An 8,522-nucleotide genomic window follows, 5' to 3' on the forward strand; every position below is an offset into this window, starting at 1 on the left:
TTTTATTTTTTACAAATTTACAATTTCAAATTCGTTGCCAATGTATATGATGGACTTTTTAATCACTTTGTAGCCCATTTGCTCAATTGCGTCTTGGTATTTCTGCAATTGTTTGTGGTATTTGGGTTCATGTTTCCCGGTTTTATAATCCAATAAATACATTTCGGTGTTGTTTTTCAAAACCATTCTATCGGGTTTTACTAAACTTCCGTGCTTTTGAATAATCGTCTGCTCATTAAAAACCGTACTGTTTTCGTCAAAAAACAAACTCAAATCCGTATGATTTACAATCTCCCGAATTGTTTTCTCAACAATATCCTTTTGCGTTCCTGCAATTAATCCGTTTTCCAACGCTTTTTGCAAGGCCAAATCAATATCCGATTTAGTATGAATATAAGACAAAATTTCGTGGATTATATTTCCATAAGTAATCGCATCTTGTTGCGAAGTTCCCCACATTAAGGATTCGCGTTGTGCGATTTTTATATTTTCGATGGGCAAAACTTCCGCAACTCTTGTAATTTTCTTTGGCAAATTGGCCGCTTTCTTTTCACCTGAATATTTCTTGGCAACGCCAAATTCATATTCCAATTTTCCTTCTTCAAAAATATGTCGGCTGTCCAAATATTTCAGCAAATACGAAGAAGTGGTGTTGGGCCACTCTCCTTTTGAATTCAAAGTCTCGTATTGCGAAATAATGTACAATTGTTCTTCGGGACGCGTCAAGGCAACGTACAAAACATTAATATTATCAAGCAATTGCTCTTGTGCTTTCTGGTCGAAAACAGTTTTTGCAGCATTGCCAAATCCTTCAACCGCTTTATTATTATCGATTAAAACTCTTTGTAAATCGAACGTTTCCGTTTCATTATCGACCCATAATTTGTCTTTTCGCTGTCGACTGTAATTTTCATCGGCAAAGGGGAAAATCACAATTGGAAATTCCAATCCTTTCGATTTATGAATGGAAATAATTCGAACCGCATTATTGCCTTCCGGCGAAGGAATGCTGAAACTCGTTTTTTTCTTTTCCCAATATTCTAAAAAGTCGGCAACTCCGGCTTGGTTTTTAATGTCGCGTTCCAAAACGATGTCCAGGAAATATTGCAAATACGCGTTATTTTTGGACACCGGAATGCATTTCGAAATCAATAATTCCACGGTTTCATACAATGCTTTCTTGCGAATATTTTGAAAAGATAATTTCATTTCAAAAGTTTCCAACCATTCTTCTAATTCCTTTTCAATCTTAAAACTCATTCCCTTGGCAATGAAATCATGAATTTCCGAAGGTGGCAAATTGTAAAAACCAACATAATACAGAAAATACGCTTTGGCTTCGAGGTCGTTCGCATTTTTTAAGTAATTCAACGCGTGAATTAAAAACTGCACTTCAGTCGCATTTGCAATCAATAAGGTTTCCGAAGATTGAATTGGAATTTCGTTTTCTGTCAAATAATTGGCAACAGCCACACCGTCCTTATTATGACGAACTACAACCGCAATGTCGCTATACGAATAACCTTGTTGCTGCACTTTTAAAATAATATCTAATGTTTTTATGACATATAAATCATCCTGCGTCAGTTCATCTTCCTCTTCAGATTTCTCTTTTTTTGGCAAAAACGAGACATTTACATAACCACCAATTTTATCTTTGACATTCTGACGACTATGGTTTTCATACAAATCTTTGTAATCTTCGTGTTCAAATTCGCCTGAAATGTATTTGAAAAAATCATTATTGAATTCGATAATTTGCGAATAACTGCGGAAATTATCTTCTAAATGAACGACGGTTTTATCGGGATTCCCAAATGGATTTGCGTCTTTACTCAATTCAATAAATTGTTCCGCTTTTCCGCCACGCCAACGGTAAATGGATTGTTTTGGGTCGCCCACAATCATTAACGAACCTCTTTCGCCTTGCAAATCTTCACTTACTAAAGCGTTATCGATTAACGGAATTAGGTTTTGAAACTGCATTTCTGAAGTATCCTGAAATTCATCAATAAAGAAATGCTTGTAGCGTTCGCCCATTCTTTCGTAAATAAATGGAGCGGGTTGCTTTTGAATTTCCTTGTGAATAATGGCATTAAATTCAGCAATCGAAAGTATGTTTTGTTCCTTTTGAATATCGGCTAATTTGTTACTCAACGTATTCAGCAACGAAAGTGGTGTAATGTTTTTTAGAAACGCTTTGTAAAAATCATGTTGGGCAAATTGCTCATAAATAATTTGCAATTGCGATAACATTTGCGGAATCAAATTTTCAATAATCGCTCTATCTTTTGCAGTTTTATTGATGGCGATATCTTCAAATTCGTGGTAACGTTTATTTAAAGGATTAAAGTTTTTCTGCGAAATTCCTGTAACGTGATTGGGGAAAGTTCCTCTTGAAAACGATTTTAAATCAACACCATTTTTCTCTAAAGTTTCCAAAATTTCAGAAGCACGTTTTGCGTTTTCTTCGATAATCGTTTTACACGTTTCCTTTAATTTCTGTTTGATTGCCATGAAATCAGGAATCGACTTTCCTTGAAAATTAATGACTTCTTCCCTATTGTTTTCGTTGAGAATTAATCTTCCGGTATCCATAATTTCGCGTGAAATATCCCAACTTTTATCATCGTCAGTTTTTTCCATTGTGAAATCGATGAGGAGTTTGGTAAGCATTTCATCGGTTCCGGCTTCGGCGATGATGGCGTCAACGGCTTCCGTTAGTAGATTTTCGGTATCAAGCGAAACTTCAAAAGTCATGGGAAGGTCTAAATCGTGAGCGAATGTTCGGATGACTTTGTGGGTAAATTTATCAATCGTAGAAATATCAAATGCGGCATAATTGTGAATAATATGCTTTATGATTTCTTGTGATTTGGCTTTAATTTGTGAGGCATCGAGTTCGGTTTCTTCAATTAAAACGTCCATTAATTGTAGGGCTTTTGCTGAAGGTTCGTCTTTTATAAATTCAGAAAGACTGCCTACAATTCGGCTTTTCATTTCGTGAACCGCTTTATTGGTAAATGTGATGGCAAGGATGGAACGATACGCATCATTCTTTTTAGCAGACAAGATAATTTTCAGATATTCCTTAACGAGGTTAAAGGTTTTTCCGGAACCGGCTGATGCGTCGTAAATGGAGAAAGCGTGTTTTTGCATGGTTGGTATTTTGTCTAAAAATAGTGCTTTTTTTGGAAATTGGACAGAAATAGTACAATCCTTTTTTTAGCGCCAATTTCACAAATTAGCACAAATTTTCAGGTTGACTCAATAAGTAAAAATAATTGGTTAACGGGTTATCTATAAAAATTGCACAAATTTAAAATTGAAATTGTTTTTGAAATTGAAATTATTATTCCAATCCTTAAACCCCTAGCCGTGATAGTAACGGAAAGCCCGGAATCTGGAAAGTTAATTTTTCCTGGCCAGAAAGAGCGACCAGCGGAAGCTCCTTTCTGGACTTTGGAAAAATAGCTTTGCTGATGAGGACTTGAAGTGGATAGCGCGAAATAGCTCCAAGAAAAGAGTGTTTTTTTTATTTAAAGAAATTATAACGTTGGTGCATTTTTGATTGTGAAGATAATTGTTTATTTTTGGTTACATTTTTTATAAATCATTAAAACATACATATTATGGCATTTGAATTACCAAAATTACCTTATGCATACGATGCATTAGAGCCACATATTGACGCTAGAACTATGGAAATCCACCATACGAAGCATCACAATGCATACACAACAAACTTGAATGCAGCTGTTGAAGGTACTGAATTAGAGGGTTTGACGATTGAAAACATCTTGATTAATTTAGACAAAAAAAACGCGGCTGTTAGAAACAACGGTGGTGGTTTTTACAATCATAATTTGTTTTGGACGGTAATGTCGCCAGATGGTGGTGGAGAGCCTAAAGGTGAGTTAATGGCTGCGATTGAAGCTTCTTTTGGAAGTTTTGACGAGTTTAAAACGAAGTTTGCCAAAGCAGGTGCTACTCAATTTGGTTCAGGATGGGCTTGGCTTTGTGTGAAAAAAGATGGTAAACTTGATGTTTGCGGAACTCCAAATCAAGATAATCCATTGATGCCAGAAGTAGGTTGTGGTGGAACGCCAATTTTAGGAATGGATGTTTGGGAACACGCGTATTACTTGCATTACCAAAACCGTCGTCCGGATTATATTGAAGCTTTCTTTAATGTAGTTGACTGGACAGAAGTTGCAAGACGTTTTGCAGTAGAAAAATAAATTTTAATTGGTTTAAAGTTGGAAAAGCAGCGGACTTCGGTTTTCTGCTTTTTTTTGTGCTTAAATTCATGAAAGCACCAACTCGCTTGACTACAGTTCAATCTGAATTTTTACTTTTCCTCCAAGTCCTTTTTCAACAATATCGTATAAAGTTTTTAAAGTCAAGTTACTTCCGTTATTCTCAATTCGAGAAATATATTCACGCTTTTTATCTACTAAGTCGCCAAGTTCACTTTGAGTCAAGTTCTTTTCCTCACGCGCTTTTTTTAGCAACAAGCCAACTTTGAATCCCTGTACGTCTCGCTCTAATTCATCTCTTCTTTCTGTACCTTCTACTCCGTAAACACTATCTTTAATATCTTTCCAGCTTTTAGTTTCCATGTTTTATTTATTTTTTTCTTCGTAGTACTTTTTCATTAACCGCAAAGCTTTATCTATTTCACCTTTTGGCGTTTTTTGTGTTTTCTTTTGAAAGCCGTTGAGTAGGATTACTAATTTACCACTATCAAAAAAACAAAAGACACGCCAAATATTTGAAGCCAGTTGAATTCTAGCTTCATATAAACCGCTTGTTCCCTCCATTGATTTTAGATAATTGGCAGGAACTCGCTCTAGAGTTTCAATGGCTTCAATAATCTTAAAAATTTTGTCCTGAACTTTCTTAGGTTGTTCTTGCAGAAAATCTTCAAAATAATTTAGATAGGCAATAACTTCACGCACTTTCATATTACAAATGTAACTTAAAAGTTACATGAAATAAAATTTAATTGATAAAATTGCTTTGAAAGCTGACTAGATTTCTTTTATTGAAAGCACAACAAATGCACAAACTAAATAACTAGCACGCAGAAATAAAAACCTTTATCCCTTTACTTTCGCTTCAAAATCACTTTCAGAATTAATTACTTCTCCATCGTATTGTAATTTCCAGCCCATAGATTTTGTAAGTAGTAACATATTAGAAAGTTCACTCACAAGTCTGTTTTTCGCATTGGTTTTCAAAGAAGATTTCTCAATTTTATTAGCCAAATTAGCCCGGACGGTTTTGTTTATTTTATTATAATCTTCAGCTGTAAAATCATTTAATTTGGTCGATTGCACGTCGTAATATTTATAATCGGGATAGATTTTTATTTCTTCTTTTGGGATAAATTTTATGGTCAATGTTTTATTTGGAGCGTCAATGTCGTAGGTGATTTTGCTTAAATCAAATGAAACGGTTACTTCGGCATTTACTACAACAAGCGCTTTTTTCTCGAACGAAATGATATCTAGTAAGTATTTTTTCTGGTCTTTGTAGGTAATGACTTCGGCAAAATGCCCTTCGGTTACAACCAATTTTCCAACGTTTTTTATTTGCTGTTCAATAAGGTTGGTGTCGTATTCAATCGAAGAAGTGCTATTCGATTTTGTTGATAATTGATAAATCAAATAAACAATTATCGCTAACAATAATACAAGAATCCATCTTCTTGACTCGGACAAGAATCGAATTACGTTATTGAAAAATCCGGGTTTACTTTGATTTGCAGAAGACTCCTTCATGGCGCTAGAATTTCATACGAAGATAAGAAACCTTCATCAGCATTTATTACGTGTTTTAATGAATTAGTGTAAAAATATAATTACTATTCAAACACGAATTAAAATTGATTTATGAAATTACTATTGCTCTTGAAACTTACTCCAACAACTTTTTATTCACCCGACTTGCCGCAATATAAGAAGCGATAAACCCTAAAACCGTTACGGTTGCCAATACGATTAACACGTTTTGAACAGTAAATTTAACAGGATAAGCCAATGTATCGGTAATCATAATGAATTTGAAATAATCTTGTGCCAAGACAATTGCAACTCCTAGAAAGAGTCCGATTAAAGCTCCGATAAAACATAGAAGCGTTCCTTGAAAAAGAAATATATTTTTTAAGCTTTTAATTTCAGTTCCTAAATTATAAAGGGTTTTTAGGTTTCCTTTTTTCTCTAAAATCATCATGATCAATGCTCCAATCAAGTTGAAAAGCACCACGATAATCACCAAGGTGAATATTAAATAGACCGCGATATTCTCAGTATTCAGCATTTTGTAAAGCGAATCGTTAAGTTGTGCTCGATTTTTTACAATTACTTTGTCTTTAAAAATGGCACTTAATTCCTGCATGACTTTCGCTTCATCCGCATTGGGTTTCAGTTTGAATTCAATTGCTGAAAGTTGGTTTTGCTTTAGAAAAAGCATTTCTTGTGCTAGAGGCAAATCGCAAAAAACATATTTTAAATCGATATCATCGCTAATGGCATACATCCCAATTGGCACCAGAGTTTGTGTCAAAAAAGCATCTTCGGGACTATTGATTTCTCCTTTTCCCGCCTTTGGAACAAAAACTTGAAATGCGTTATTGAAGTCCATCAATCCCATCGAAAGTTTCTGGGAAATCCCGTAACCTACTACCACTTGCAACGTTCCAGGCTCAATCCATTGTCCGCCATAAAGTCCTTCTTCAACGGTACTTACTTTTGTAAATAACGTATCGACACCTTTTAAATTTGCGACTTGCTGTTTTCCGTTAAAAGTAAAAAGAAGGCGTTCTTCGAGGGTTTTGCTGTAAAAAGCAACGTCTTTTAGTTTCGATAATTCTTGCTCTTCATTGGGATTAAAGGCGAAAAACTTCCCGGTTTTCGGAACGATTTTCAAATCCGGGTCGATGGTATTTGTAAAGGAAAGACTGAAATCAATCAATCCGCTAAAAACCGAAAGTACCACAAACAACGCCATCGAACCAGCAATAATACCAATACTTGCAATCCAGTTGATGGTATTAATGGCGGTATTTTTACTGTTACTTTTGAGGTAACGCTTGGCGATGTAAAGTGAAAAATTCAAATTAGTATTTTCTTCGTTTCTCTAATAAGTCACGGTTTTCAATCGGATTTTCTTCTCCTTTTAATGCATTGTCAATTTTCTCGATGTAATCTAATGAGTCGTCGATGAAGAATGTTAAGTTAGGCACTTTTCGCAATTGCATTTTTACACGTTGCGACAAGTCATGCTTAATTAAAGACGTATTTGTTTTGATTGCCGCTAAAGTTTCCGCAGCTTTTTCTTGTGGAAAGATACTCAAATGCACGGTTGCCACAGATAAATCCGAAGTTACAACCACCTTTGAAACGGATATTACCAAATTTGAAATTCCATTCATTCTTATTTCCCCTTGCAAGATATCCACTAAATCTTTTTGGATTACTCCACCTATTTTTTTCTGTCTGTTCGTTTCCATTTTGCAAAAATACAATTTTAAGTCGTATGTCTTAAATTAGAAGTGCGTTAGTGGCGAATAATTTGTTCTATGAAGTTTCAGTTTTTCAAAATCCAACTTAAAATAATGTAAATTTGCATCAAAATTAATCACAATGAGTAAAATTCGCATCACAAAACAGTTTACATTCGAAACGGGTCATGCATTATATGGGTATGACGGAAAATGTAAAAACGTTCACGGACATAGTTATAAATTATCAGTAACGGTAATTGGCACACCAATAACTGATTCCGGTAACGTAAAATTTGGGATGGTAATAGATTTTACCGATTTAAAGAAAATTGTTAAGGAAGAAATCGTTGACCAGTTTGACCATGCAACGGTTTTTAACCAAAACACACCTCATGTGGAGTTGGCCAAAGAGTTAATGCAACGAGACCATCACGTGATTTTAGTGGATTACCAGCCAACGAGTGAAAACATGGTAATTGATTTTGCACAAAAAATTAAAAATACATTACCCGAAAATATCGCTTTATTTTCATTGAAATTACAAGAAACGGAGTCATCGTTTGCAGAGTGGTTTGCGAGTGATAACTTATAATTAAAAATCCTTTTTACATAAAACCAAAAACCCCCGAAGCATTCACTTCGGGGGTTTTTGGTTTCTGTAAATCTTTTAAAAAGAGAGTTCTTATTTCTTAACGATTAAGAATTCACTTCTTCTGTTTTCTGCATGTTCTTCTTCTGTACATGCTTCTTTACAGTCAATTTTTGGTTCGCTTTCTCCGTATCCTTTTCCTGTGATGCGTGATTTATCGATTCCTTTTGAGATTACATATTGAACTGTAGATTTTGCTCTACGATCTGATAAATTCATGTTGTATGTATCGCTTCCACGGTTGTCTGTGTGCGCTTTTACCATGATCACCATGTTCTCATTGTTTTTCAAAACTTGAACCAATTTGTCCAACTCAAATGCTCCTTCTGCGGTTATGTTTGATTTATTGAATTCAAATTCAAT

The 8,522-nt window shown here is 34.8% G+C and carries 9 protein-coding genes; 2 read left to right on the forward strand and 7 right to left on the reverse strand.

Annotated elements, in window-relative coordinates; translation table 11 throughout:
* Window positions 1-9: 9 nt before the first annotated feature.
* Complete coding sequence (locus tag H602_RS0109260; RefSeq protein WP_026977751.1) at window positions 10-3,159, reverse strand: UvrD-helicase domain-containing protein; 3,150 nt, start codon at window positions 3,157-3,159, stop codon at window positions 10-12.
* A gap of 473 nt (window positions 3,160-3,632) precedes the next feature.
* Here H602_RS0109260 and H602_RS0109270 point away from each other — a divergent pair, with 473 nt between their 5' ends.
* Window positions 3,633-4,241 carry a superoxide dismutase gene (locus H602_RS0109270; protein ID WP_026977752.1) on the forward strand — a complete coding sequence of 203 codons (609 nt, stop codon included), beginning with the start codon at window positions 3,633-3,635 and terminating at the stop codon, window positions 4,239-4,241.
* Window positions 4,242-4,331: 90 nt separating this feature from the next.
* On the opposite strand, the gene H602_RS0109275 is transcribed toward H602_RS0109270, so the two are convergent.
* From H602_RS0109275 to rbfA, 5 genes are all read right to left on the reverse strand, one after another.
* Window positions 4,332-4,622, reverse strand: coding sequence for a helix-turn-helix transcriptional regulator (locus tag H602_RS0109275; protein WP_026977753.1), 291 nt, complete (start codon window positions 4,620-4,622; stop codon window positions 4,332-4,334).
* Window positions 4,623-4,625: 3 nt separating this feature from the next.
* Window positions 4,626-4,967: a type II toxin-antitoxin system RelE/ParE family toxin gene (locus H602_RS0109280; protein ID WP_026977754.1), complete on the reverse strand. Its 342-nt coding sequence runs from the start codon at window positions 4,965-4,967 to the stop codon at window positions 4,626-4,628.
* 135 nt (window positions 4,968-5,102) lie between these two features.
* On the reverse strand, window positions 5,103-5,786 hold the full coding sequence (locus tag H602_RS0109285; protein ID WP_084404231.1) for a DUF4230 domain-containing protein: 684 nt from the start codon (window positions 5,784-5,786) through the stop codon (window positions 5,103-5,105).
* A gap of 136 nt (window positions 5,787-5,922) precedes the next feature.
* On the reverse strand, window positions 5,923-7,122 hold the full coding sequence (locus H602_RS0109290; protein WP_026977756.1) for an ABC transporter permease: 1,200 nt from the start codon (window positions 7,120-7,122) through the stop codon (window positions 5,923-5,925).
* 1 nt (window position 7,123) lies between these two features.
* Complete coding sequence (gene rbfA / locus H602_RS0109295; RefSeq protein WP_026977757.1) at window positions 7,124-7,516, reverse strand: 30S ribosome-binding factor RbfA; 393 nt, start codon at window positions 7,514-7,516, stop codon at window positions 7,124-7,126.
* Window positions 7,517-7,649: 133 nt separating this feature from the next.
* Here rbfA and H602_RS0109300 point away from each other — a divergent pair, with 133 nt between their 5' ends.
* On the forward strand, window positions 7,650-8,102 hold the full coding sequence (locus tag H602_RS0109300) for a 6-pyruvoyl trahydropterin synthase family protein (protein ID WP_026977758.1): 453 nt from the start codon (window positions 7,650-7,652) through the stop codon (window positions 8,100-8,102).
* A 90-nt stretch (window positions 8,103-8,192) separates the two neighbouring features.
* Here H602_RS0109300 and H602_RS18575 read toward each other — a convergent pair.
* On the reverse strand, window positions 8,193-8,522 hold a 330-nt coding region (locus H602_RS18575), incomplete at its 5' end, for an OmpA family protein (RefSeq protein ID WP_026978602.1).

This window comes from Flavobacterium tegetincola DSM 22377, assembly GCF_000425485.1.
Lineage (GTDB): Bacteria > Bacteroidota > Bacteroidia > Flavobacteriales > Flavobacteriaceae > Flavobacterium > Flavobacterium tegetincola.